Source organism: Actinomadura sp. NPDC049382 (assembly GCF_040677125.1).
Classification (GTDB): domain Bacteria; phylum Actinomycetota; class Actinomycetes; order Streptosporangiales; family Streptosporangiaceae; genus Spirillospora; species Spirillospora geliboluensis.
The window spans coordinates 26,726-52,438 of the sequence record NZ_JBFARO010000011.1 but is presented as its reverse complement, the minus strand read 5'-3'; the positions used below and the strand labels follow the sequence as shown (position 1 = coordinate 52,438).

At 72.8% G+C, this 25,713-nt stretch carries 16 protein-coding genes; 6 read left to right on the top strand and 10 right to left on the bottom strand.

Annotation, left to right across the window (positions count from 1 at the left end; genetic code table 11):
• Positions 1–26: 26 nt before the first annotated feature.
• Both ccrA and AB0K34_RS10055 read right to left on the bottom strand, forming a co-directional pair.
• Complete coding sequence (ccrA, locus tag AB0K34_RS10060) at positions 27–1,361, bottom strand: crotonyl-CoA carboxylase/reductase (RefSeq protein ID WP_138640023.1); 1,335 nt, start codon at positions 1,359–1,361, stop codon at positions 27–29.
• Between the two features lie 46 nt (positions 1,362–1,407).
• A complete protein-coding gene (locus AB0K34_RS10055; RefSeq protein WP_364547166.1) occupies positions 1,408–7,887 on the bottom strand; it encodes an SDR family NAD(P)-dependent oxidoreductase in 6,480 nt (2,159 codons plus the stop codon).
• 325 nt (positions 7,888–8,212) lie between these two features.
• Between AB0K34_RS10055 and AB0K34_RS10050 the strand changes: the two genes are divergently transcribed.
• Positions 8,213–10,339 carry an MFS transporter gene (locus AB0K34_RS10050; RefSeq protein WP_364547164.1) on the top strand — a complete coding sequence of 709 codons (2,127 nt, stop codon included), beginning with the start codon at positions 8,213–8,215 and terminating at the stop codon, positions 10,337–10,339.
• Positions 10,340–10,347: 8 nt separating this feature from the next.
• Positions 10,348–11,577 (top strand): glycosyltransferase, encoded by a 1,230-nt coding sequence (locus AB0K34_RS10045; RefSeq protein WP_364547162.1) that lies wholly within the window; start codon positions 10,348–10,350, stop codon positions 11,575–11,577.
• 24 nt (positions 11,578–11,601) lie between these two features.
• Here AB0K34_RS10045 and AB0K34_RS10040 read toward each other — a convergent pair whose 3' ends face one another.
• From AB0K34_RS10040 to AB0K34_RS10025, 4 genes are all read right to left on the bottom strand, one after another.
• Entirely contained in the window at positions 11,602–14,262 is a 2,661-nt protein-coding gene (locus AB0K34_RS10040; RefSeq protein WP_364547160.1) for an MMPL family transporter, read from the bottom strand.
• Positions 14,263–14,305: 43 nt separating this feature from the next.
• A complete protein-coding gene (locus AB0K34_RS10035; protein WP_364547158.1) occupies positions 14,306–16,090 on the bottom strand; it encodes a fatty acyl-AMP ligase in 1,785 nt (594 codons plus the stop codon).
• Between the two features lie 253 nt (positions 16,091–16,343).
• Positions 16,344–16,592, bottom strand: a complete 249-nt coding sequence (locus AB0K34_RS10030) for a zf-TFIIB domain-containing protein (protein ID WP_171068862.1) — start codon at positions 16,590–16,592, stop codon at positions 16,344–16,346.
• A gap of 147 nt (positions 16,593–16,739) precedes the next feature.
• Positions 16,740–16,976, bottom strand: coding sequence for a hypothetical protein (locus tag AB0K34_RS10025; protein ID WP_138634806.1), 237 nt, complete (start codon positions 16,974–16,976; stop codon positions 16,740–16,742).
• Between the two features lie 1,536 nt (positions 16,977–18,512).
• On the opposite strand from AB0K34_RS10025, the gene AB0K34_RS10020 reads away from it, so the two are divergent.
• From AB0K34_RS10020 to AB0K34_RS10010, 3 genes are read left to right on the top strand one after another with little or no spacing between them, the layout of a single operon-like run.
• Positions 18,513–19,262 carry an IclR family transcriptional regulator gene (locus AB0K34_RS10020; protein WP_274704589.1) on the top strand — a complete coding sequence of 250 codons (750 nt, stop codon included), beginning with the start codon at positions 18,513–18,515 and terminating at the stop codon, positions 19,260–19,262.
• A 48-nt stretch (positions 19,263–19,310) separates the two neighbouring features.
• The gene (locus AB0K34_RS10015; RefSeq protein ID WP_301175344.1) at positions 19,311–19,802 is read left to right on the top strand and encodes a SigE family RNA polymerase sigma factor; all 492 of its coding nucleotides are present in this window, start codon (positions 19,311–19,313) and stop codon (positions 19,800–19,802) included.
• On the top strand, positions 19,799–20,611 hold the full coding sequence (locus AB0K34_RS10010; protein ID WP_364547154.1) for a hypothetical protein: 813 nt from the start codon (positions 19,799–19,801) through the stop codon (positions 20,609–20,611). The genes AB0K34_RS10015 and AB0K34_RS10010 overlap by 4 nt, the downstream gene beginning before the upstream one ends.
• 61 nt (positions 20,612–20,672) lie before the next feature.
• On the opposite strand, the gene AB0K34_RS10005 is transcribed toward AB0K34_RS10010, so the two are convergent.
• A complete protein-coding gene (locus tag AB0K34_RS10005; protein WP_138634797.1) occupies positions 20,673–21,035 on the bottom strand; it encodes a YkvA family protein in 363 nt (120 codons plus the stop codon).
• A gap of 269 nt (positions 21,036–21,304) precedes the next feature.
• Between AB0K34_RS10005 and AB0K34_RS10000 the strand changes: the two genes are divergently transcribed.
• On the top strand, positions 21,305–22,234 hold the full coding sequence (locus AB0K34_RS10000; RefSeq protein WP_364547151.1) for a hypothetical protein: 930 nt from the start codon (positions 21,305–21,307) through the stop codon (positions 22,232–22,234).
• Between the two features lie 20 nt (positions 22,235–22,254).
• Here AB0K34_RS10000 and AB0K34_RS09995 read toward each other — a convergent pair whose 3' ends face one another.
• The 3 genes from AB0K34_RS09995 to AB0K34_RS09985 all read right to left on the bottom strand — a co-directional run bounded on the left by AB0K34_RS09995 (position 22,255) and on the right by AB0K34_RS09985 (position 25,595).
• Positions 22,255–22,908 (bottom strand): septal ring lytic transglycosylase RlpA family protein, encoded by a 654-nt coding sequence (locus tag AB0K34_RS09995; RefSeq protein WP_240807244.1) that lies wholly within the window; start codon positions 22,906–22,908, stop codon positions 22,255–22,257.
• A gap of 473 nt (positions 22,909–23,381) precedes the next feature.
• Positions 23,382–24,227, bottom strand: a complete 846-nt coding sequence (locus AB0K34_RS09990) for a hypothetical protein (RefSeq protein ID WP_364547147.1) — start codon at positions 24,225–24,227, stop codon at positions 23,382–23,384.
• 261 nt (positions 24,228–24,488) lie between these two features.
• A complete protein-coding gene (locus AB0K34_RS09985) occupies positions 24,489–25,595 on the bottom strand; it encodes a ferritin-like domain-containing protein (RefSeq protein ID WP_138634792.1) in 1,107 nt (368 codons plus the stop codon).
• Positions 25,596–25,713 lie beyond the last annotated feature (118 nt).

Genomic DNA, 25,713 nt, shown 5'->3' with positions numbered 1-25,713 from the left:
CGGGCCCGTCCCTTCGTGCGGATACGTCAGCGGCGGTAGAGGTTCAGCTTCTCCTCGCCGATCTTCTCGCGGAGGATCGGGTCGTCCACGCCCTGGCCCTCCTTCTCGGCGCCGCACAGGACGGCGACCTTGCCGATGTGCTGGTTCGTCTGGACGGCGCGGGTCGCCTCCCCGGCCTCCTCCAGCGGGAACGACTTCGACAGCGTCGGGTGGATCATGCCGAGGCTGAACAGCCGGTTCACCTCGGCGGCCTCGTGGTAGTTGAAGCCGTGCGAGCCGATGATGCTCTTCAGCCGCATCCACAGGAACCGGTTGTCGTACTCGTGCTTGTAGCCGGTGGACGAGCCGCAGGTGACGATCTTGCCGCCGCGCTTGGCGACGTAGACGGACGCGCCGAACGTCTCGCGGCCGAGGTACTCGAACACGATGCCGGGGTCCTCGCCGACGAGGCTCCGGATCGCCTCGCCGAGGACGCGGCCGGCCTTCGGGTGGCGCAGGCCCTGCTCGCCGAGGTTCAGCTCGTTGCGGTTGATGACGTGCTCGCAGCCCTGCGCCCGGACGATGTCGGCCTTCTCGTCCGACGACACGACGCCGACGGGGATGCCGCCGCCGTTCTTCACGAGCTGCGTCGCGAACGAGCCGAGCCCGCCGGTCGCGCCCCAGATCAGCACGACGTCGCCCTGCTTCATCCGGGCGCCGTGGGTGCCGACGAGCATCCGGTAGGCGGTGGCGGCGCACAGCGTGTTGGAGCCCGCCTCCTCCCAGGTGAGGTGCGCGGGCTTGCGGATCAGCTGGTTCGCCTTGACGATGCAGTACTCGCCGAGCGACCCGAAGTTCGTCTCGAAGCCCCAGGCGAGCTGGGTCTCCGACATCATGCCGTCGTCGTAGGAGCCGTGGTCCTCCTCGTCCACGTAGGACGGGGACAGCACGACCTTGTCGCCGACCTTCCAGTGCTTCACGCCCGCGCCGGTGCGGACGACGACGCCGGAGCCGTCCGAGCCGAGGATGTGGTACGGCAGGTCGTGCCGGGCGCCGTACCAGCCCTGCCGGCCGAACTTCTCCAGGAACGCGAACGTCGGCACCGGCTCGAAGATCGCCGACCAGACGGTGTTGAAGTTGATCGCGGCGGACATCACCGCGACCACGCACTCGTCGGGCGCCAGCTCGGGCATCTCGACCTCGCCGACGTGCAGGGAGCGGCGCACGTCCTTGTCGGTCTGGCCCTCGAAGATCCCCACCTCGTCCTTGCGGGTGAACGCGGCGCGAAAGCGCGTCGGCAGGTCGATCTCCTGCAGCTCGGGGCCGCTCGCACCGGAGCGGACGGCGTCGAGCAGGGCGTGGGACGAGCCGGACTGGGCCATGGGTGTCCTCCGTGGAACGACGGGGTTCAGGGGGGTGAGCCGGCCCTCAGCGGGCCGTTGTGGACGTGAGGACGGCGTCGCGCTCCCGCCGTCCGGCCAGCCTGCCCTCCAGGTGCGCGGCGAGAGCCTCCACACCGGGCGGGTCCAGCAGGTTGAGGTGGTGCACCCCGGGGATCGTGACGATCTCCAGGTCGGAGCAGAGCCCGCCGAAACCGTTGGTCCCGTCGAGCACATAGCGGGCGTCCCGGACGGCCCAAGGGGTTTCCTCGGGCGCGTAGTACAGGATGACCCGACCGTCGTACGGCTCGGGCTGGTACGCCTCCAGGGAACGGGTGTCCTGGTGCGACGTGAGCTGGTGGGTGAGGGCCGCCGGGGGGATGTGGTCCACGAGCGGGGCCGCGCGCTCCATGACGAGCGCGAACTGGGCCTCCTCGTCCAGGCCGGACAGCTCCTCGTAGGTGAGGGCGACCTCCAGGCCGTACGTCTCGTTGATGTAGTCGGCGAAGGCGGCGAAGCGGCGGGCGAGGGTGTCGGACTCGTCGTCCACCGGCAGCGGCAGGCCCGCGTCGAACAGCGCGACGAACTCGACCTCGCGCCCGGCCGCGGCGAGCTGGCGGGCGGTCTCGTAGGCGAGGACGCCGCCGAACGACCAGCCGCCGAGCCGGAACGCGCCCTCGGGCTGCGCTTCGAGGAGGTGCCGGACGTAGCGGGCGGCGCGCTCCTCGACGGACGGCGCGTCCTCGAACCGCTCCAGCCCGTACACCGGCTGGTCGTCGCCGAGCAGGTCGATGAGCTGGCGGTAGCAGGCGGTGGTGCCGCCCGCCGGGTGCGCGATGAAGATCGGCCGCCGGGTGCCCGAGGTCTTCAAAGGCCGGACGGTCTGCCGCGCGGCCTCCTCGTCGGCGGCCCGGATGAACTCGGCGACGTTCTCGGCGGTCGGGACCTCGAACAGCTCGCCGCGGGTGACCTCGGCGCCGAGTTCGGCGCAGACGCGGGCCACGACCTCGTCGGCCTGGTGGTCCTGGCCGCCGAGCTCGGCGAAGAAGTCGGCGGTGACGCCGACGCGGTCGAGGCCGAGGACGTCCTCGATGATGCGGACCGCCAGCCGCTCGGCGGCGTCGCGCGGCATGACATAGCCGGACTCGGCGTTCGACACGGCGGTGGGGGCCGGGGCGCCGGCGAGGCCGAGCTCGCCCGCCGCCCACTCCTCGAACACGTTGACGCTGGCGCCCTGCAGCAGCACCGACGCCGGGACGGTCAGCCCGAGGTCGTGCTCGACACCGCTCTTGATCCGGACGGCGACGAGCGAGTCCAGGCCGAGGTCGGTGAGCGGGACGGCCGGGTCGAGGCGCTGCGGGTCGAAGCCGAGGACGGCCGCGATCCGGTGCCTGACCTGCGCGGCGATCTTCGCGCGGGCGGTGGCGGGGTCGAGGTCCTTGAGCGCCTCCACCCCGGGCCAGTCGCCGGCGGCGTCGCCCCCGGCCGCGTCCGCCGCCTCGGTCAGCGCGGCGAAGTACGGCATGTTCCGGATCTCGGGGAACAGCCCGACGGCCGTCGCCGGGTCGAAGCGCAGCACGCCCGCCGCCGGGAGGTCGTGGACGAGCAGCGCTTCGAGCGCCTCCGCGCCCTCCGCCGGGCTGATCGGGTCGATGACGGTGACCGACGCGTCGGCGGCGCCGCCGACCTGCGACCAGGTGCCCCAGTTGATGGTGGTGCCGGGCAGCCCGTGGGCGCGGCGGTGGGCCGTCAGCGCGTCGATCGCGGCGTTCGCGGCGGCGTAGGCGCCCTGGCCGGGCGAGCCGAGCAGCGCGGCGGCCGACGAGTGCATGACGAGCCAGTCGAGGTCGAGGTCCCAGACCGCCTCGCTGAGCCGGCGCGCGCCCTCGACCTTCGCCGTCCACACCCTGTGGAGATCGTCGGGGCCGAGGTCGGCGATCAGCCGGTCGTCGATGGCGCCCGCGCCGTGCACGATGCCGTACAGCCGCTTGCCGCCCTCCCGCGCGACCCTGACCAGCCGCTCGGCGGTGCCGGGCGCCGCGATGTCGCCGAGCACGACGCCGACGTCCACGCCGTCCTCGCGCAGCCGCGCGATCACCTTCTCGGCGTCGGCGTCGGGGCCGCTCCGCCCGGACAGGACGATGCGCCCGGCGCCGCGCTCGGCCAGCAGCCGCGCGGTGACCAGGCCGATCCCGCCGTACCCGCCGGTGATGATGTAGGCGCCGCCGCGCCGGACGATCCGCTTGCGCTTCGCCGGGGCGGCGGGCAGCGCGGCCTGCCCGAGGCGCGCCGTGTACCGGGCGCCGCCGCGCCAGGCGACCTCGCGGGAGCCGTCGGCGGCGAGCAGTTCCGCGACGAGGTCCTGCGGACGGTCGACGTCCACGTGGGTGGCGCGCTGGGCGGTCCGCTCGAACGCCAGGACGCGCGTGATCGCGCTGATGAACCCGTGGCCGGGCAACCCCGCCGCGCCGTGCAGCGGGAGGGCGTTGCGGGTCGCGACGTAGAGGCGCGGGCCGTCCGGCAGCGAACGGCTCACCCCGACCGTGGCGAGCACCAGCTCCTCGTCGACCAGGTCGGCGGACGGGACGAGCACGACGCCCTCGACCGGCTCCTCCATGGCGGGGTGGTCGTCCGGCGGGCGGTTCGTCACGCGGTGCCGGATGACCCGCTTGCCGCGCTCCTCCAGGCCGGCGGTCGTCGCGGCGGCGAGCGCGTCGTGCTCGTCGGACAGCACCAGCCATGTGCCGCCGCCCGCCGCCTCGGCGTCGTCGGGGAGGGGCGACTCGTCCCAGATCAGCTCGACCAGCTTGTCTTCGAGCGGCACCGGGATGTCAGGGCGCTCGACGCGGCGCAGGACGATGCCGGTCGCCTCGGCGAGCAGGTCGCCCTCCGCCGACAGGAGCATGACCGAGCCGGTCACGCCCTCCTCGTCGCGGACGACGCTCGCCCGCACGTGGCCGCCGCGATGCGTCGGGCCGTGCACGCGGAGGCTGCCGATCGTCTCGGCCAGCCAGACGCCGCCGTCGCCGTTCGCCGCCTCGTCCGACAGGACGGACAGGCAGCGGTCGAAGACCTCCGGGTGCAGCCGGTAGTGGCGGCTGCCGCGCTCGGCGCCCGCGACCTCGGTGGCCGGGCCCGGCTCGGGCGCCGCGGGGGCGCGGTGGTCGTCGCCGACGTCCGCGCTGGCCAGCCGCGCCCAGGTGCCCGCCGGGGTCAGCGCGTGGATCTCCACCCGCTGCTCGGCCTCGGTGAACGTGGTGGTGACGGTGGTGTGGTCGGCGAGCGCGAGCGGCCGCTCCATCCACAGGCTGTTGACGCGGACGTCCTCGGTGCCGAGCGCGGTCGCGCCGGCGGCGAGCGCCATCTCCGCGAACGCGGCGACCGGCAGGGCGCGCAGGCCGTGCACGGCCAGGCCGTCCAGCCACGGCTGCGCGGCCGTGCCGACGTCGGCGCGCCAGGCGTGCCGGTCCTCGCCGGGGAGCTCGACGTGCGCGCCGAGCAGCGGGTGCTCGTCGCTCCTGCCGGACGCGCGGGACGACAGGTCGACCCAGTGCCGCTCGTGCCGCCACGGCGACTGCGGGACGTCGACGACGCCCCCGTCCGCCGGGACGGCGACCTTGAGGCCGTGGGCGGCGAGGGTCGCGAGCTGCGCGTGGAACGTCAGCGTGTCGTCGGTCTCCTCGCCCTTGCGCGCGCGCTTGAGCGTGTGGGTGACGAGCGCGCCCGTCCCTTCGAGGGTCTCGCCGACCGCGTGGGCGAGGATCGGGTGCGCGTTGACCTCGACGAACGTCCGGAAGCCGTCCTCGGCGGCGGCGGACACGGCGTCGGTGAGCCGCACCGCGTTGCGCAGGTTCGCGGCCCAGTGGTCGACGCCGAGCGCGGCGTCGGAGCCGAGGTAGGCGCGCGGGTCGTCGAGGGCGGTGGTGTAGAGCTCGATGTCATCGGCGAGCGGGGTGCCGCGCTCCGCGCCGACCTCGGCGAGGAGTTCGCGCAGCTCGGGCAGCAGCGGGTCGACCTGCGGGGAGTGCCCGGCGCCCTCGGCCTGCACCATCCGGGCGAGCCGCCCCTCGGCCTCGGCGCGCTTCACGACCTCGGCGACCTGGTCGGCGTCGCCGGTCACGACCGTCTGCTTCGGGGACGAGTGGACGGCCGCGTACACCTCGGGCAGGCCGTCCGCGAGCCGCGCGACCTCCTCGGCGGACGCGCCGAGCACCGCCATCGCGCCGCCGCCGACGAGCCGCGTCAGCAGCCGGGAGCGGCGGCAGATCACGCGGACGCCGTCCTCGGTCGTGAGCGCCCCGGCGACGACGGCCGCCGCGACCTCGCCCATCGAGTGGCCGACGACCGCGCCCGGTGTGACGCCGTACGACTTCCACATGCGGGCCAGGCCGAGCTGGATCGCGAACAGCACCGGCATGGCGTCGGCGGGGCCGTCCGGCTTGCGGCCCTCTTCGAGCAGCGACCACAGGTCGGGGCCGCCCTCCTCGGCGAAGAGGCCGTCGAGGTCGTCGATCGCCTCGGCGAACGCGGGCTCCTCCTCAAGGAGACGCTGCGCCATGCCCGCGCGCTGCGCGCCGTATCCGGAGAAGACCCACACCGGACGGCCGGGAACGCCGAGCGCCGAACCCGTGACGACACCGGGGTGAGGGCGTCCTTCGGCGAGTGCGGTCAGCCCTTCCACGAAACCGGCGCGGTCGCGGGCGGAGACGGCGGCGCGGGCCCGGCCGCGGCCGGCGCGCCGGTGCAGGGTGCGGGCGACGTCGGCGAGCTTCACGTCGTCGCGGGCAGGGAGCCACTCGGCGAGAAGGGCCGCGTGGTCGCGGACGCGGTCGTCGCTCGTGTCCGACAGCGGGAACGTACGGACAACGGCCGGCTGGACGGTCGTCTCCTGCGCGGGAGCCTCTTCCAGGACGACGTGCGCGTTCGTCCCGCCGAAGCCGAAACCGGACACGCCCGCCCGCGCGGGGTGGCCCCTGTCGGGCCACGGGGTCTCGTCAGCGACGACGGAGAGGCGCAGTTCGTCGAACGGGATGTGCGGGTTGGGCTCCTTGTAGTGCGCGCTGGCCGGGATGACCCGGTGGTGCAGCGCGAGGACGGCCTTTATGAGCCCGGCGATGCCCGCCGCCGACTCCATGTGGCCGAGGTTCGACTTCGCGGAGCCGAGCAGCAGCGGCGCGGCGGCGTCGCGTCCCGCGCCGAGGACCTCGCCGACCGCCTTCGCCTCGATCGGGTCGCCGAGGAACGTGCCCGTCCCGTGCGCCTCGACGTAGTCGACCTCGCGCGTGTCGATGCCCGCGCTCGCGTAGACGTCGCGGAGCAGGGCGCGCTGCGCGTCGGAGTTCGGCGCGACGAGGCCGTTCGAGCGGCCGTCGGAGTTGACGCCGGAACCGCGCACGACGGCGAGGATCCGGTCGCCGTCGCGCTGCGCGTCCGACAGCCGCTTCAGCACGACGGCGCCGCAGCCCTCCGCGCGGACCATGCCGTCGGCGGACGCGTCGAAGGCCTTGCAGTGCCCGTCCGCCGCCGTCCCGCCGGCGAGGTCGAACGTCATCGTGACGGTCGGCGACAGCAGCAGGTTCACCCCGCCCGCGAGCGCCACGTCGGCCTCGCCGCTGCGCAGCGCCTGGACGGCGAGGTGGGTGGAGACCAGCGACGACGAGCACGCCGTGTCGACGATCATGCTGGGGCCGCGCAGGTCGAGCAGGTACGACAGCCGGTTCGCGATGATGCTGAGCGCGGCGCCGGTCGCCGTGAACGGCTCCAGCGACGCCAGATCGGAGGCGGTGAACGCCGCGTACTCCGGCGCCGACACCCCGACGAACACGCCGGTGCGGCTGCCGCGCAGCGACGCCGGGCCGATGCCCGCGTGCTCGAACGCCTCCCACGCCACTTCCAGGACGAGCCGCTGCTGCGGGTCCATGACGGCGGCCTCGCGCGGCGTGATGCCGAAGAACTGCGCGTCGAACCCGGCGAGGTCGTCGAGGAACCCGCCGAGCCGGGTCGTCCTGCCGAGCAGGTCGCCGACCTCGGGGGAGCCGTCGTCGAACGGGTCCCAGCGGCCGTCCGGCACCTCGCGGATCGCGTCGCCGCGCCCGGTCAGGAAGCGCCAGTAGTCGGCGGGGCCGGTCAGGTCGCGGTCGCCGCCGGGGAAGCGGCAGCCGATGCCGACGACGGCGATCGGCTCGTCGTTCGCGGCCCCCCGGGCGGGCGCCGGCACCGGCGCGGCGGGGGCGGCGGGCGCGCCGCCGGCCAGCGCGACGGAGAGCTTGTTGATCGTGGGGTGCTCCCAGACGAGCGTCGCCGGCAGGGACCGGCCGAGCAGCTGCTCCAGCTCGCCGGCGATCGCGACCGCGTCCCGGGACGCCAGCCCGAACTCCTCCAGCGGACGGTCGGGGTCGATGTCGGCGGCGGTGGTCCGGGAGCGGCGCGCGATCTGCTCGATCAGATGCCGGCGAATCGAATCCTCAGTGATCCGAGTCTCGTCCTGCGGGGTCTCCCGCGCGGCTCCGGAACGATCGTTGCTCTGCATGCGGTGGGTTCCCCCCATGAAACCGGGATCGTTCATCGAAGCGGAGGGACCACTTTGTCCCACACTGACCGGCTCACGATGCGCACCCAGACCACTTTTCTCATCGAGGTCTTGTCACGGTGATGACAAGACTCGGCAGTAACCAATGTGGCCTGATGGGATAGTTGAGTTCGCCCGGCAGATGTCAGGGCTGAGTAACGGAGCGCCAACCAATAGTAACAATAGCGACGACTGCTTTTAGGGGGAAGCGGCGGATTTCCCGGCGGTCCGGGGACCCCCGCCGTACGGACTCTTGACCCGGGGCCGGTACCGATGGGCACTGGCGGTGGTGGCCGTCAGCGCGTTCATGACCACCATGGACAACACGGTGGTCTTCACGGCGCTGCCCACGATCATGGACGACCTCGGCATGTCGTCCTCGGCCAAGGACTGGGTCGCCACCGGGTACATCCTGATGTTCTCCTGCCTGATGATCACGGGCGGGCGGCTCACCGACGTCTTCGGCTGCCGGGTGACGTTCACCACCGGCATGGTCGTGTTCACCGCCGCGTCCGCCGTGTGCGGCCTGGCGCAGACCTCCGAGGTGCTGATCCTCGCCCGCATCGTGCAGGGCGCCGGCGCCGCGCTCGCACTGCCCGCCACGCAGGTCATGGTCACCGTCGGGCGCACCGACAAGCAGCGCTCCATCGGCAACATCATCTTCATCGGCGCCGCGTCCGGCGCGACCGCGCTCGGCCCCACCATCGGCGGGATCATCGTCCAGCACTGGCACTGGGGCTGGATCTTCCTGATCAACATCGTGCCCGGCATCCTGGTGATCCTGCTCGGCCTCGTCACCCTCACCGGGAAGGGCGAGAACAGGCACGCCCGCATCGACCTGCCCGGCGTGCTGATCTCCGCGACCATGCTGTTCGCGTTCATCTACGCGCTGGAGGTCGGCAACAAGCGCGGCTGGGGCGACCCGTCCGTGCTCAGCGTCTTCGCCCTCGGCGTGATCGCGCTGGTCTGCTTCATCGTGGTGGAGAGCTGGGCCCCCGACCCGATGATCGACCTGCGGTTCTTCCGCAACCGGGTGTTCACCGGCGGGCTGCTGTCGCAGATGCTCTACGGCATCGGCTTCAACGGCATGATGTTCTACTCGCAGCCGTTCCTGCAGCGCTTCCTCGGCTTCTCGCCGCCCGAGGCGGGCCTGGTCATGCTGCCGCCCGCCATCGCGATCATCCTGCTGACCCCCCTGGCGTTCCTGATGGCCGCCAAGCTCGGCCCGCGCCCGGCGATCGGCGTCGGGATGGCCCTGATGGGCCTCGGCATGGTGCTGTTCTCCATGCTCCAGGTCGGCGACGGCTACGCCGACCTGATGCCGGGGGTCATGCTCGTCGGCGTCGGCGCCGCGCTCGGCATGCCGCTGGTGATGTACGTGCTCAAGGCCGTCCCGGAGAAGCGGGCCGGGGTCGCGAGCGGCGTCATCAACGTGATCCGCGAGGCGTCCGGCGCGTTCGGCATCGCGATCGTCGGGCTGCTCGTCCACCACGTCCCGGACCAGGGCGCCAGCGCCGCCGAACTGGAGACGTTCCGCGCGGGCACCTCCTCCGGGCTCATCCTCGGCGCCGTGCTCGTCCTCATCGGCGGCCTGATCAGCGGGATCACGCTGCCCAGCCGGCGCGGCTGGCTCGGGCCGAAGCACGGCAAGACCTCGCCGGTCATCCCCGACACCCCGACGTTCGACCCGGCCGCGACGCCGCGCGACCCGATCCCGGCCCTGGTCGGGCCCGCGCCCGACCCCCTCGCGGCGCCGCTCGCCGAACCCGTCGCCGTCGCGACCGCCGCGCCGCCCGGCGCACCCCTCCCGCTTCCCCTCACCTGGGAGGACGACCCCATGCCGGACGACCCCGCCCCCACCCCGACCCCCGGTCCCCACTGGTGGACGGACGCCGCCTCCGAGCCCCTGGACGACGACCGGGCGGACGGCGACCGGCCCGCCATCCCGACGCCCTGGCCGGCACCGCCCGGCGCGGCCCCGCCGCCGGCTTCCGCCACGCCGCCCGCTCCTGCCGTCCCACCGCCCGCACCGCCTGAGCCGCCCGAACCGCCTGCTCCGCCGCCTGCTCCGTCCGCCGCCGCGAACGCCTGGGAGGACTGGCCGAGCGGCGAGGGCGCCCCTCCCACCGCCCCGATCCCGGCGGTCCCGCCGCAGGCGGGCGAGGGTGCGTCCGCGCCGGCCGACCTCGGGGCGGCGCCGGTGTGGCGGGTGCGCGGCGGCAGCCTGGCGGAACCCGACGCCGACGCACCCGAAGCCGCCGAGGCGCCAGTCACGGACGCCGTTGACCCCGTGGACGCCGCAGACGCCGAGGAGCGGCCCGCGCCGCCCGAGGGCTGGTACGAGCCGTACGTCCCGGAGGAGGAGGGCCCGGCGGACGGTCCGCAGCCCGTCCCGCGCAGCGACGCCTGGTAGGAGGCACCGTGAGCAGAATCGTGATCTTCGCGGCCGGGTCGCGCGGGGACATCCAGCCGTGCGTCGCGCTCGGCCGGGCGCTGCGGGCGCGCGGCGACGAGGTGCGGCTCGTGGCGAGCGCGCGGTACGCGCCGATGGCCGTCGCGGCCGGTCTGGAACTCGCGCCGCTGACCGCCGATCCGACCGAGATCCTGGAATCGGACGCGGGGCAGGAACTGCTCGCGGGCGGCCGGAATCCGGTGAAGTTCCTCGGCGGGTTCCGGCGCATCCTCGGCCCGATGGCGGAACGGCTCCTCGCCGAGTGTTCGGACGCCTGTAAGGACGCGGACCTCATCCTCGGGCCCACACTCGGATTCCTTCCCCGCCATATCGGCGAGCATCTCGGCGTGCCATGGGCGCTGATTCATTTCCAGCCGAGCGAACCGACCGGCGCGTTCCCGCATCCGTTCGTCCCGCAGGCGCGAATGCTCGGGCCGTGGGGGCGGCGCGCGAGTTTCCGGGCGGTCGACGAGATCGCCTGGCAGCTGTCGCGGCCGTTCATCAACCCGTGGCGGGACGCCTCGCTCGGGCTGCCGAGGCTGCCGCTGCGGGGCCGGCGCCCGGACGGCCCGGTGCTGGCGTGCTTCAGCCCGGCGGTCGTGCCGCGGCCCGCCGACTGGGGCCCCGGCGTGCACCTCACCGGGTACTGGTTCCTCGACGAGCCCGAGTGGGAGCCTCCGGCGGAGCTCGCGGAGTTCCTCGCGGCCGGTCCCGCGCCCGTCTACGTCGGGTTCGGGAGCATGGTGCCGAAGGACTCCGCGATGACCGACCTCACCGTCCGGACGGCGCTGAAGCTCGCCGGGGTGCGCGGCATCGTGCAGGGCGATCCGGCGACGTCGGACGAGCACGTCCTCGCCGTGCGGGACGTCCCGCACACGTGGCTGTTCCCCCGCATGGCGGCGGTCGTGCACCACGGCGGCGCCGGCACGACCGCGGCGGGGCTGCGGGCCGGCGTGCCGACCGTGGTGTGCCCGTTCTTCGGCGACCAGCCCTACTGGGGCGAGCGCGTCGCCGCGCTCGGCGCCGGGCCGCGGCCGCTGCCGTTCCGGGCGATGACGGTGCCCCGGCTCGCGGCCAGGATCCGGCGCGCCGTCCAGGACCCCGACGTCGCGGACCGCGCCGACGACCTCGGCCGGCGCATCCGCGCCGAGGACGGCGTCGGCCGCGCCCGCGAGGTCATCGACACTCTGCTGCGCTGAGCCCCGGCCGCCGTCGGCCGCGTGTCAGCGGTCGTCGGCGGGGTCGCTCCAGCGCCAGCCCGACCCGTCCGGGGCGGGGACGATCGCCCGCCTCGCACGCGGCCGCTGGGGCGCCCTCGGCTGCGGCGGGCCGTCCGCCCAGGGCCGCCACGGCGCCCCGCCGGACGCGGCCTCGGCGGACGCGGCCCCGGCGCCGTTGGCCGACCGGAACACCAGCTGCGGCGGCTCCGGCTCGGCGGGCGGCTGGGGAGCGGGCCGGAAGGCGTCGCGCGCGTCCACCGGCTGCGGTTCCCCCGCCGGTGCGGCCTTCACCTCCGCCCAGTTCAGGGCGTAGGGGAAGGGCTGCTCGTCCGGCATGCGCGGCGGCGCGGCGGTCGCGCCCGCCGGAACGGCGGCGGTGTGCTCGCGCAAGTCCATCCGGGCGTGCAGCCCGGCGAGGAAGGGCGGCAGCCACCAGTTCGCCGCGCCCATGAACCGCATCGTCGCCGGGACGAGCAGCGACCGGACGAGCGCCGCGTCCACCACGACCGCGACGAACATGCCGACGCCGATCAGCTTCACGACCGTGATGCCCGCCATGCTGAACGCGGCGACCACCACGAGGAACAGCAGCGCCGCGCTGGTGATGATGCCGCCGGTGTGCTGCATGCCGGACGCGACCGCGACGCGGTTGTCGTGCGTGAGGTCCCATTCCTCGCGGATGCGGCTGAGCAGGAAGACCTCGTAGTCCATCGACAGGCCGAACACGACCGCGAGGATGAGGATCATGCTGGTGGCCTCGACGCCGCCCGTCGGGGTGAAGTCCAGGACGCCGGCGAGATGCCCGTACTGGAAGCCCCACACGATCGCGCCGAACGAGGCCCCGATCGACAGGACGTTCATCACGATCGCCTTCAGCGGCAGCACGATCGACCCGAAGAACATGAAGAGCAGGATGAACGTGGCGACCCCGACGAACAGCGCCATCTTCGGCAGCGTGCGCATCAGGCTCGACATCAGGTCCATCTGCGAGGCCGTGCTGCCGCCGACGTCGACGTGCATCGGATAGCCGTCCTTGGACAGGCTCATCGCGCGGATGTCCTTGACGAGGTCCTGGGCGTGCTGGTCCATCGGCTCGTACTTGTGCGTGACGGAGATGCGCACACCGCCGTACGCGCCCGAGTAGCCGGTGAACTGCGCCTCGGTGACGCCGGGGAGCTTCGCCAGGTTCTGCCGGAACTCCTCCAGGTAGGGCGGGATGGGGTCGCCCTTCTTGGCGGGCTTCCAGTCGCGCGGGATGAGGTCGCCGGAGACGACCACGTCGATCGGCTCGGCGGACCCGTTCGGGAACTCCTTCTTGACCGTCTCGACGACGGCTCGGGTGGGGCTGTCCTTCGGCAGGACGCGCGCGTCCACGCTGCCGAACTGGACGTTCAGGAACGGCACGAACATCACGCCGAGGATGACGAGCACGACCGCGAAGTACGGCAGCGGATGCTTCATCACGCTGTGGCCCAGCCGGTACCAGAAGCCGCTCTCCGGGTCGCGCTGCGCGCGCCTGGCCGTGGGCCGCCGCCACGGCATCCGCCCGAACTCGACGCCCCTGCCGAGGATCGCCAGCAGCGTCGGCAGCAGGACGATGGCGCCGAACACGGCGACCATGACCGTGGCGATGCCGGCGAGCCCGATCGTCCGGAGGAACATCTGCGGGAAGAGCAGCAGGCCCGCGAGAGCCGCCGACACGGTGATGCCGCTGACCATGATGGTGCGGCCCGCGGTCGCCATGGTGGCGGCCAAGGCCGACTCCCGGATCGGCTCCAGGGCCTCCTTGTACGCCTTCTTCGCGGCCTTGCGCGCGGCCTTGTCCCGCTCCCGCTTCCAAGGTTTGCCCGGTGGCAGCCCTTGCGCGGACATGCCTCTCTCCAGTTCCTCACGGAACCGGCTGATGATGAACAGCGAGTAGTCGATCGACAGGCCGACGCCCATCATCGTGACGACTTCGAGGGCGAACGACGTCACGTCCGCCGCGTACGTCACCACATGGAGCACGGCCAGGCCGCCGACGGTCGCGAAGATCGCCACGGCCATCGGCAGCTGCGCCGCCGTCCACGCCCCGAACAGGATCATCAGCAGGATGAACAGCGGCAGCGCCGTGATCAGCTCGGCGCGGACGATGTCCTTGACGACCTGCTGGCCGAACTCCTCGCCGAGCGGGATGCTGCCGCCGAGCTGCACGCGCAGCCCCGGCGCCGCCGCGAGCCGGTCCTCGACCGCGTGGTAGTTCTCGGCCTTCTCGGCACCGGTCTTGCCGCGGATCTTCACCGCGACGAACGTCGAGTGCCGGTCGTGGGACGCGAACGACTTCGCCGCGTCGCCGTCGAACGACCAGTAGGAGATGATCTCCTCGACGTTCGCCGTCGGCAGCCGCGCCACCGTGCCGATGACGCTCGCCTCGTAGCGCGGGTCGTCCACCGTCATCGTGTCGCTCGTGTAGAGGACGAGGACGTCGGGGTTCGTGCTGCCGAAGTAGGTCGCGCCGAGCTTGGCGACGAGCGTCGAGGACGCGTCCGGGTCCTCGAAGCCGCCCTCCTTGAACTTGGCGAACACGCCGAGGCCCCAGCCGCCCGCGACCACGGTCGTCAGCAGGATCAGCACGAGGCTGGTCCAGCGTCGCCGGTGGATGAGACGCCCCAGCCCCGAAAGCATGATCCTCCTGTGTCACCGCGGGCGGCGGCCGCCCGTGTCGAAGCTACTTGCGGGACGCCAGCCGCGCCGCCGTCGTCGGCAGCGCGCCGTCGAGATACCGCTGCCGCGTCGCCGCACGTGCGATCTTTCCGCTCGACGTGCGCGACACGCCACCCGGTTCGACCAACACGAAGTCGTGCACGCCCATCTCGTGCTCGATGTTGACGGCGCCGCGCACCGCCGCCTCGACCTCGTCCAGGTCGAGCCTGCCGAGCGGGACGCGGCGGTTGCGCTCGGCGACGACGACGAGCCGCTCGGTCTCCTCGCCGGTGAGCGCGAACGCGGCGACGTGGTCGGGGCGGACCGCGGCGTGCGCCTCCTGCGTCGTGACCTCGATGTCCTGCGGGTAGTGGTTGCGGCCGTCCACGATGATGAGGTCCTTGATGCGGCCGGTGACGTACAGCTCGCCCTCGTGGACGACGCCGTAGTCGCCGGTCTTCATCCAGGGCCCGGCCGGGAGGTCGCCGGGCTCGCTCAGCTCGCCGCCGAACGTGTCCTGGCTGCGCTCCGAGTTGCGCCAGTAGCCGGGGGCCGTGTTGGGTCCGTGCACCCAGATCTCGCCGACCCGGCCGTCCGGCTGCTCGACCCGCGTCTCCGGGTCGACGATCGCGACGAGCTGCCCGCAGGGGCCGCCGCACGACACCAGCTCGGACCCGCCCTCGCGCAGCCGCAGCTCGCCCTGCGTGAGCGCCTCCCGGTCCACCGAGATGACCTTCGGCGGGACGTCCTCGGCCGCCGCGGTGACGAACACCGTCGCCTCGGCGAGCCCGTAGCCGGGGGCCTGCGCGCCCGGCCGCAGCCCGGCCGGCGCCAGCGCGTCCGCGAACACCGACAGCGTCGACGGGCGGATCGGCTCGGCGCCGTTCAGGCAGGTCGTCAGCCCGGACAGGTCCAGGCCGGCGATCTTCTCCGGCGTCACCGCCGTCGCGACGTACTCGAACGCGAAGTTCGGCCCCGCCGTGTAGACGTTCCTGCCCGGCCGCGACGCGATCAGCTGCAGCCAGCGCATCGGGTTCATGATGAACGACACCGGGTCGGTGTAGATGGCGTGGTCGCCGTTCACCAGCGGCAGCGCCATCGTCGCGATCATGCCCATGTCGTGGAACAGCGGCAGCCAGCTCACCAGCTCCGGGTTCGGCTTCTCGGGCGCCCACCCGGACCACAGCTGCGCCGCGTTCGCCGTCACGTTCCCGTGCGTGATCTCGACCCCGGCCGGGCGGCGCGTCGACCCCGACGTGTACTGCAGGTACGCGAGGTCGTCGAAGCCGATGGGCTCGTCCTCCCACCGGTCGGCCAGCGCGAGGTCGACCTCCTCGGCGAACACGATCTCCTTGGGCCGGGGGACGTCGTGGTCGGCGAGGAACTTCTCCACGTGCGGCAGCGCGTTCCGCGTCGTGACGATGACCGCGGGCTCCGCGTCGGTGTAGGCGCCGATCAGCCGGTCGGCGTGCCCGGGCAGGTCGGGCGAGAACAGCGGCACCGCGATGACGTGCGCGTGCATCGCGCCGAGCATCGTCATCATGTACTCGAGGGTCTGCGGCAGCAGCAGCGCGGCCCGCTCGCCCGGCCCGGTGACCTGCCGCAGCGTCGCCGCCATCGCGCGCGCCCGGCGGTCCGTCTCGGCCCAGCTCGCCGTGACGTGCGCGCCCGCCGGGTCGGCCGAGTAGTCGACGAAGGTGTAGGCCGGCGCGTCCGGCTTCTCCCTCGCCCACCTCGCGACCCGTTCGATCAGCGGGGTGCGGCCGGAGCCGCCGGGCAGCAGTTCGGGAAGCAGCGAGCCCAGAGCCATTGAACATTCTCCCGAGGGGACGGGCCGGACGGGGCCCTCGTGCGGACGGGCGGGCGCCATCGGCGGAGCCGGGCCGCGTCGGCCGGGGCGCGCCCCCCGGCGACCGGCGATGATCGTCAAGCTACCGGATGGTAGTCAGCACGCGATATTAGCTCCCGGCCACATTCGCCGAAGCCGGGTTTGTCACCCCCGTGACAAGCGGAAAATCCCTTTCACGCCTGGGCGTTCGCCCGGTCACCGACCGTGCCCGCGCTCACGCCTCGCCGGAAAAGATCCGCTCCACGATGCCCCGGCGGTGCCGCCCCTGGTACGTCGTCTCCGGGTTGACCTCGTCCGGAAGCTCCGCGAGATAACGGCTCTCGGCGTCGATCAACTGCTCCAGTTCGCCGCGGTCGAGGAACACGCCCTTGCATCCCGGGCATTCCTCGATCACCACGCCGTGGCGTTCGTGGGTGTCGAGCTTCGACTCGCACTTCGGACACTGCAGCGTCGTCTCTGACATACCGGATCCCCTGTCCGTAACGACGGCTTTACTGCCAGGCGGACAGCCTACTGACATGGCGGCCGTTTCGGTATGGTCCGCCATTCGATCCGTCTGTCCGAAGGCGGGGCGCCCCCGTTCGCGTCGCCTTCCACCCGTCCGGGCGCGTCACCCGGCGGCGGCGTCATCCGCCTCCAGCGACCGCCGCAGCGCCAGCCGCCGCCTGTAGAGGCCGATGCAGGCGGCCCCCCAGAGCAGCCCGATCTCCGCGATGAGCGCGACACCGATGACGACCGCCCAGTCCAGCTCGTCGCCCTGCTCCAGCCCGACCGGCGCCATCAGCGTCATCCGGTTCGCGCCGGACGCGGCCCGCGGCCCTTGAGCCGCGCTGACGGGCGGCAGCACGACCTCCTTCGGCGGCGCGACGCTGGGCGGCGGAGGTCCGCCGGCCCCCGACCCCGGAAGCACACCCCCGTCCGGACCGTCGCCACTCCCCGGAGGCCCCACCGCGACGCAGGGCTCGTCCTCGCCGCACTGACCGTCATCAGGCGCATCAGTGGCCTGACCGCTGAAACTGGGCAGCTCCGCAGGCTTCTTAGTGGGGTGAGCGCTCGTACTGGGCTCGGGCACAGACGCCTCTGGCTCAGCCACCTCCGGCACAGGCACCTTCGGCACGGACGTCTTCGGCACTGACTGCTTCGGCACAGTCGTCTTCGGCACTGACTGCTTTGGGCTGGATGCCTTGGGGCTGGACGTCTTCGGCGCGTGGCTGCCGCCCGTACTCAGTTTCGGCGTGGACGGGCTAGGAGTCGCCTCAGGGCTTTCCGAGGCGAGACAGGGCTTCGAACCCTTGCGCGGCTTGCCGGTGCCACACGGCGTACTTGTCGGCAAGTGACTGCCACTTGGGCTCGGCCTCGGATGACCGGCCGTGGGTGCGGGTCCAGAGTGCCCGCTTGAGGTCGGCTTCGGGTCGGACGTCTCCGGCGTAGGACATGGGCTCCGTCCCGGACTCGCGTCGCCCGTGGTGCAGGGATCGGCCGTAGGCGAGTTTTCCGCCTCTGGCTTATCCGAATCGGCCGGTGAGTGAGCGTTCTGCTCAGGACCGGACGGTTCGGCGGACGCGCAGGCGCTGCCGTCGCTGCTCAACTCGCCGGACGGGCAGGGGCTGGGGACAGGCTTCGGACGGGACGGTTCCGTGGGGCACGGTGCGCCGTCACAGGACGGCGCGGACGTAGGCGCAGACGAAGGCGTGGACGTAGGCGTGGGCGAGGTCGAGGTGGTGTCCGAGAAGCCGAACACGGCGTCCAACGAACGGCCGGCGGCGTTCGGAGCGTCCGCCATCGCGCGAATGTTCAGAGGCTTCGCCGACGGTTCCGACACCCTTGACGCGGGGAGCCGCAGCGTGGCCGTCCGTACGCGTGGCTTCTCGCCCACGTCACCCAGCGCGCAGTCGAGGCGCCCCGGACCTGCCTCGGTGCAGTCTGCTGGGCGACTCGTCCAGGCGAGAGGGCGCTCTGCGGTGAGGCGCAGGGTCGCGCCGCGCGCGATGCCGCCTTCCGCATGGACACGGACCGTGTACACCACGGCGTACTCAGGTCCGGACGTGGTGACGCCGGCGAGCTCCTGGTTCATGAGTAAACGGACATTCGCCGGGCGTCCGTCCGGTACGGCCTCGGCGGCCGGGCTCATCAGCACGAGCGGTACGGCCAGCGTGCCGGTGGCAGTGATCGCACCCCAGCATGTCCTTCGGCGCACCGTTCCCCCTAGCTGTCTCCTTCATGGCTGCCAGGGGGGCGGCGCCGTGGCGCCGGGCACAGACAGTTATTGCCAAAACGCCGGTGCTAGTAACGTGCATCACTCCGGTGGCGGACCCTCTTTCACATAGCGAAAACGGTTCTCCGTAGAATCGGGTTTGGCTGCGGCGAGGGAGAGGAGACCGGGGTGGCGGAGGCCGTTCGGTCGCTGGAGCGCGCGTTCGACCTGCTGGAGCATCTGGCGGACGCGGGCGGCGAGATGGCGCTGTCGGAGCTGACGGAGGTCTCCGGGCTGCCGATGCCCACGATCTACCGGCTGATGCGCACGCTCGTGAACAAGGGCTACGTCCGGCAGGAGCCGTCCAAGCGGTACGCCCTCGGGCCGCGGCTCATCAGGCTCGGCGAGGGCGCGAGCCGGCTGCTCGGCACCTGGGCGCGGCCCGTGCTGGCCCGCCTGGTGGACGAGATCGGGGAGACCGCCAACATGGCGGTGCTGGAGGGCGACGAGGCCGTCTACGTCGCGCAGGTGCCGTCCAAGCACTCGATGCGCATGTTCACCGAGGTGGGGCGGCGCGTCCAGCCGCATTGCACCGGCGTGGGCAAGGCGCTGCTGTCGCAGCTGTCCGACCAGCGGGTGCGGGAGATCCTGGCGCGCACGGGCATGGACGCGCACACCCCCAAGACCTTCACCGACCCGGACGCGCTGCTGGCCGAGCTGGACCGGATCCGCGAGCAGGGCTACGCGCTGGACGACGAGGAGCAGGAGATCGGCGTCCGCTGCGTCGCGGTGCCGCTGCCGGGGACGCCGACGCTGACGGCGATCTCGGTGTCCGGCCCGTCCGGGCGCATGACGAGCGAGGCCGTCCCGGGCGTCGTGCCCATCATGCGGGACGCCGCCGAACGCTTCGCGAAGGAACTGAGCCCCACGACGTCCTGACGCGCGCGGGCTGTCAACCTTCCACCGCCCCCGCCGCGTTAGAGCGCCGTGAAAGAGACAACGCACGACGACGCGTACAGCGCCTTCGTCGCGGCGGCATGGACCAGGCACTACGGGCTGGCCGTTCTCCTGACCGGCGACCCCCACCTCGCTGAGGAACTGCTCCAGGACTGCCTGGTGCGGCTCTACGTGCGGTGGCGCCGCGTCTCGGCCGGCGAACCCGACGCCTACCTGCGGCGCATGCTCGTCAACGGCAACGTCAGCCGGTGGCGGCGGCGCCGCAGGGAGACGCTCACGGCCGCCGGGCCCGACCGCGGTGTCGCGGGCCCGGCGGGACCGGACGACGAGCTCCGCCGCGCGCTGCTGGCCCTGCCGCAGCGTCAGCGCGCCATCGTCTTCCTGCGCCACTACGAGGACATGACGGAGAAGTCGGTCGCGGCGGCACTGGGGTGCTCCGTCGGGACCGTCAAGAAGCAGCATTCCCGGGCGATGGCGCGGCTGCGCGGCCTGCTCGGCGCGAAGGAGGAGGTCTCCCTGTGAACGTTCAGGAGCAGCGGCTCACGGACGCGCTCGGCTCCCTGTCCGGCGGCACGCCGTCCCCGGCCCCGGTGGACGAGGTACTGCGGCGCGGCAGGCGGGCGAAGCGGACCCGGCGGGCGGCGGTGCTCGGCGGATCGACCACCGCCGTCGCGGCCGGCGCGCTGGCGGTCGCGCTCGCGGCCGGGACGGCCTCCGGGACGGCTCCCGTGCAGCCGCCTGGCAAGGCGGACGGCCGGACGACGCTGGTCGCCGCCGTGGAGGCGACCTCCGCGACGAGCTTCACCGTCGAGATGACCAACACGATGCGGCAGGGGGACCGGCGCCCGCACGTCGAGCGGTACCGGGGGGCCTTCGACGCCGCGAAGCACCGCGGCTACCTGCGCGGGCCGCTGTCCGCGCGGACGGCACCAGAACTCCGGTTCGTCGACGACCGGACATACGTCTACCGCGGGACCTGGAAGGAGATCGAGGGCGGCTTCGGCATGCTGTCCCGGGGCACGCTCGCCCCGGCGTCGCTCGCGGCGGACCCGGCGTCCCTGCTGCGGCGCCTGCAGACGCTCGGCGAGGTGAAGCCCGCCGGCGAGGGGACGTACACGTTCACGTACGCGCCCCTCAAGACCGGTGGCCCCCCAACGGGCGACCGCGTCGACGGGACGGTCACCGTTGCCGATCGGAAGGTGCGGCGGATCGAGCAGACGACCGTCATCAGGTCCGCGGATCCCGAGATCGCCGACCGCGACCCGGTGCGGTTCACGTCCGTGATCGAGTTCTCCGGCTACGGCACTCCGGTCCAGGTCGACGTGCCCTGACCGGCCTGCGGCGCTCCCGCCTCACGCGGGGGCGCCGCGCGCTCGTCGGTCGACGGGCGCGTCAGTCGACGGGCTCGCCGACGATGACGGTCGGGCGGCCGCTGCGCTCCCAGGTGACGAAGTCGCCGGCGGAGCGGACGAGCACGGCCGCGAGCCACAGGGCCAGGCCGGTGTCGTCGGCGATGCCCACGACCGGGATCACGTCGGGGACGGCGTCGATCGGGGAGACGATGTAGACGAGGCCGAGGGCGAGCAGGCCGAGCGTCCCGAAGGACATGCCCTTGTACTGCCCGCGCAGGACCGACTTGAGCATCCGCGGGACGGCCCGCACCCGCTCCCAGAACCCCGGCGCGTCGGGCTTCAGGGTCTCGCTGTAGATCTGCCAGGCCTGGCCGGCGGCGGCCGCGCTGCGCTTGCTGTTCACGAGCACTCCTCGTCCGAACGGGGTCGTGAGGGCGCGCCCCCGCGGCGCCCACGCTTACCTAGGACGCGACGCCCGCCGGAAATGTTCCCCTTGTCGGATCACCTGGCGCCGTTCTGCGCGAACCGAGGTGAGTTCTTCATCACTCCCGCGGCCGAGGTGCGGCGATTCGCGGCGTGTTGCCCGGCGTCCGCTGCCAGCATGTCCCTACGGGCGGCTCCCCCAGCACGACCGGCACGGCCCGTCGAGCATCGCAGGAGTGACGAACCGATATGAGCGGCGACCATACGAACCGTCCCGTCCATGGCACCGCGGCAGGCGACGCCTACGTCGCGCTGCCCCCGACCGCGGTCGACGCCGAAGCCTCCGGCCCGGTCCGGCTGATCGTGGCCTGGCCCGGGTTCGACCCGCCCCGCACGGCCGCGGCGCTCGCGGCGGCGGTCCCGATGACGGGCGTGCCGGTGTGGCGGGTCTTCCTCGACCTGCCGGGCCGCTCACCGGGCGGGCTCGGCTCGGGCGCGATCCTGGAGACCGAGGCCATCGAGGCGTACTGCGCCGCGGTCGAGGACGCCGTGGAGCGGCTGCCCGCCACCCTCGCCGAGATCCGCCGCGACCTCGCGCTCCCGGACGGCCCGGTCGCGCTGGCCGGGTTCAGCACGGGCGCCGCCGCCGCGCTGCTGGCCGTCCTGAGCGACACCGTGCCGGTGCGCACCGCCGCGCTCGTCGCGCCCGTGACCGCCCCGGCGCGGGCCGCGCGGGCGGTGGAGCAGCGGTCCGGCCGCGAGCGGGACTGGACGCCCCACGCCGCCGCCCGCGCCGACCGCCTCGACCTCGGCGCGCTCGCCCCCGGCCTCGCCGGACGCGACGTCCCGACGCTGCTCATCGGCGGCGCCAAGGACCGCGTCGTCCCGCCCCGCGAGATCACCGCCCTGCGCGACCTGCTGCGCCGGCACGGCACCGGGGCCGTCGAGTCGACCACGTTCCGGATGGGGCACGCGCTGGCCGCCGAGCCCGGCACCGAGCCGCGCCCGCCCATCACCGAGGCCGTCCAGGTGGACACCGCCCTCACCGACTGGTTCCGCGACCATCTGGCCGACACCGGGCCGGCCGAGGACGGCAGGCACGGCGCCTGGTCGGCGGACGGCGCGGCCGGCGCCGCCCCGGCCGCGCGGCCGGGAGCGGTCGCCGGCCACCCCTCGTGACCGGCGGGAGATGACGCGGCTCAGCCGCGCGACAGCACCTCGTAGCGGACGGGGATCACACCCGACCCAGTGCCGCCGACCTTCTTCATCGCCGCCCTGGACAGGTCCAGGCAGCGGCCGCCCGCGTACGGGCCGCGGTCGTTGATGCGGACGACGACCGAACGGTCGTTGTTCTTGTTCGTGACCCGGACCTTGGAGCCCATCGGCAGCGTCTTGTGCGCGGCCGTCAGCTCGTCGGGGTCGAAACGCTCACCGCTCGCGGTCATCTGGCCCTCCCAGTAGTAGGAGGCCTCGCACGATCCGGACGCGATGACCTTGTGCTTCTTCGCGGTCTTCTGCTTCGGCTTCGCCAGGTGCGCGGCGGCGGCGTCCGACTTCGGCGCCTTCTCCCGCTCCTTGGGCCGCTGCTGGTTCTCCGGGTCCTTCGACGCCGTCGGCGACGGCTCCGGTGCGCGCGTCCCGCCGCGGCTCACCCGCGGCGCGTCGGCGTCCGGGCGGTCGGCGAGCGGGTCGGCGGGCCGCTTCGCGGTCTGCGCCGCCTGCGCGGATCTCGCCGACCCGTCCCCGTTGACCAGGGCGAACGCCCCGGCGGCGAGGACGGCGACGGCGGCGCCGGAGACGATCAGGACGGTGCGCAGGCGCGCGCGAAGCAGACGTCTAACAGGGCTGCTCACAGAGGAGTCCTTTGTTAGGGGACAGGGCCCCGGACGCCCGGCTTCATCTCACGGCGCGCTCAGGCGACCTCTCCGTCCCCCGAGTCCTCCGCCGCCGGCGGGCGCGCTCGCCCGTCCCGTCTCCGCGCCGCTCTCAGGCGCGTCCGCGTCATCGCGGTCCGGCGTCCGGCAGGTGCGGCGGGAAATGCTTCTTCACTTTTGATCACTAAAGCGCCGCACAAGTCCTTGACCGTACGTTGTGTCTCGTGTGAATCAAGACGTAGGGCCCTGGTTTGTGGGGTTTGTCACCCGACTCTTTGCGCTGCGAAGTCGATCAACTTCACGCGGTCACGCCCTATGTAGATCGTCTTTACTCTCCCTTGACCGGCGATCTCGGGCAGATAACAACCGTTCGCGGACAACGCGACGGGGCGTCCCGGGGATGCCGATCGCATCCGCGGAACGCCCCGTCGCGGTGGACTAGAGGGTGCGCGTCACCCGAGCCCGGGCACGCCGAGCCCGGTCGTGCTCAGCATGGACAGCGGGCCCGCCAGCGGACCGTTCTCCAGCGGGCCGCCCTCCAGCGGACCGGCCGCCGGGCGCGGGCCGGGGCCGTCCGCCCGGCGCTCGGTCGCGCCCTTGGCCTTCAGCACGTCCACGACGTTGCCGAGCCCCTCCTGGGTCTGGTCGAGCTTCACGCCGGCGTCGTTCACGGCCCCGTTGGTCTGGCCGAGGACGTCGTCGGCCGGCACCGGCGTGGCGCGGCGCTCGCGCGGCGGGAAGAGCATCGTGCCGACCGGCACCCCGACGGCCTTCGCGGCGGCGAGCGTGGCCGGCACGTTGGCGACGTTCGCGGGCAGCACCTCCTGCAGCCCGTCGGCCGGCATGCTCACCGGCGCGCCGGTGCGGCGCGCGCCCGGCGCGGCGGCCCGCGCGCCCGGCAGGTCGCCGAGGGCGCCCTGGCCGACCGTGTCGCCGAGCTTCTTCAGGAGCGCCCCGCCGTCCGCCACGCCGGAGTCCGGCGGGGCGGGCACCGCGGCCGTCCGCCGGGCGGAGACGGGCGCGATGTCGGTGGCGCCCGGAGCGCCGCGGAGCGCGTCGTCGACGGCGCCCGTCGCGCGCTCGGCGGTCTGGCCGCCGGTCCGCAGGACGGGGTCCGGGACCGCCCCGCTGATCGGGTGGGCGGCGGCGGCCGTGTCGTAGAGCAGTTCGGTGGACGGGCCCGGCACGTCCCCCGCCGGCGTGTGCGCGGCGTTCGCGGGCGCGGACGCGACCGCGAGCACGGCGGCGAACGGAGCGACGACGGCGGCGCCCAGCAGACCTCTGGCAGATCGGTTCATGTTTCCCCCCGGTTTTTCCGGCTTGACCCTGCACGTGTGATGTGCGCCCGCCGGACCGGCGAATTCGGCGCACCGTCGAGCGGGGACGTTAGTACAACCGGAAGGCGCGTACGGCCGATTAGGGAATCAATTGCCGAACCGCGGAAAGATCTCCCTGGAATTGATACTCGGCCGCGCCCGAGTCGCCAAAGGATGACAATTTCCGACATAAGAGAAGGCGAGGGCGCCGCGCCTGGCGCCCCCGCCTCCCTCCCGCCCCGGTTACTCGGCCGCGCCGAGCGAGATGGCCTCGTCGACCTCGTCCTTGCGCGCCGCGACCTCCGCCGCGTAGCGCTCCTCGTCGACCTTCTCGGCGATCTCCTCGTCCTGCTTCATCAGCGCCTCCAGGTCGGCCTTGGCGTTGTCGAGAACGCCCATGTCCTGGTAGGCCGCCTGCACCTTGTCGCCCCAGAGGCCGACGTCCCGGACGCACGGCACGATCCGGCTGAACAGCAGGGACTGATAGAGGGTGTACATATCGGAGTTGTCGACGAACTCCATGCACTTCTCGACGGGCATGTCGAGCGTCTCGAAGATCTCGCGCCCCTTGAAGCGGTCGCGCATCAGGTAGCAGCCCTCGACGACGAACTCCTCGCGCTCGGCCCGCTCCTTCTCGGTGAGCTCGGCGTAGTAGTCCTTGAGCGCGAGCCGCCCGAACGCGACGTGCCGCGCCTCGTCCTGCATGACGTACGCCAGCAGCTGCTTGACCAGCGGGTTCGTCGACATGTCGCGGTACAGCCCGAACGCGGCGAGCGCGAGGCCCTCGATGAGGACCTGCATGCCGAGGTAGGGCAGGTCCCAGCGGCTGTCCTCCAGCGACTCGGCGAGCAGCTTCGCCAGGTCCTGGTTGATCGGGTAGTACATCCCGATCTTCTCGTGCAGGAACTTCGTGTACAGCTCGACGTGCCGCGCCTCGTCCATCGTCTGGGTCGCGGCGTAGAACTTCGAGTCCAGGTCGGGGACGGACTGGACGATCCGCGCCGACACGTTCAGCGCCCCCTGCTCGCCGTGCAGGAACTGGCTGAACAGCCACGATCCCTGGTGCCGGCCGAACTCGTCCCGCTCCTTCTGCGACATCTTCTCCCAGATGTCGGACCCGAAGAGGGGGTTGAAGTTCTCCGGCAGCCCGGCGACGTTGAGGGGGTCCACCTCAAGGTCCCAGTCGATGCGCTTCTGCGCGTCCCACTGCTTGTCCTTGCCCTTCTGGTACAGGTTCAGCAGCCGGTCGCGTCCGTCGTCGTACTCCCAGGTGAAGCGGGTCTCTCCCGCCATGGGGACGTTCCACGTCTCGGTCGGGACCGGGGTGGAGTAGAGGTCAAAGGAACTCACGGGGGGATCCTCCTCCAGGCGTTGCGCCGCGCCCTCGCGACGCCGGTCTGCACCGCCCACGGCTTTACATACCTTCGTAACATGTAAAGCCCGGGGAAACCAGGGCCCTCGCGGGAAC

What these genes read in the sequence shown, in the direction of transcription:
- ccrA (WP_138640023.1), bottom strand. Translation starts at nt 1,361, where the DNA reads ATGGCCCAGTCCGGCTCGTCCCACGCCCTGCTCGACGCCGTCCGCTCC.
- AB0K34_RS10055 (WP_364547166.1), bottom strand. Translation starts at nt 7,887, where the DNA reads ATGCAGAGCAACGATCGTTCCGGAGCCGCGCGGGAGACCCCGCAGGAC.
- AB0K34_RS10040 (WP_364547160.1), bottom strand. Translation starts at nt 14,262, where the DNA reads ATGCTTTCGGGGCTGGGGCGTCTCATCCACCGGCGACGCTGGACCAGC.
- AB0K34_RS10035 (WP_364547158.1), bottom strand. Translation starts at nt 16,090, where the DNA reads ATGGCTCTGGGCTCGCTGCTTCCCGAACTGCTGCCCGGCGGCTCCGGC.
- AB0K34_RS10030 (WP_171068862.1), bottom strand. Translation starts at nt 16,592, where the DNA reads ATGTCAGAGACGACGCTGCAGTGTCCGAAGTGCGAGTCGAAGCTCGAC.
- AB0K34_RS10000 (WP_364547151.1), top strand. Translation starts at nt 21,305, where the DNA reads ATGAGCGGCGACCATACGAACCGTCCCGTCCATGGCACCGCGGCAGGC.
- AB0K34_RS09990 (WP_364547147.1), bottom strand. Translation starts at nt 24,227, where the DNA reads ATGAACCGATCTGCCAGAGGTCTGCTGGGCGCCGCCGTCGTCGCTCCG.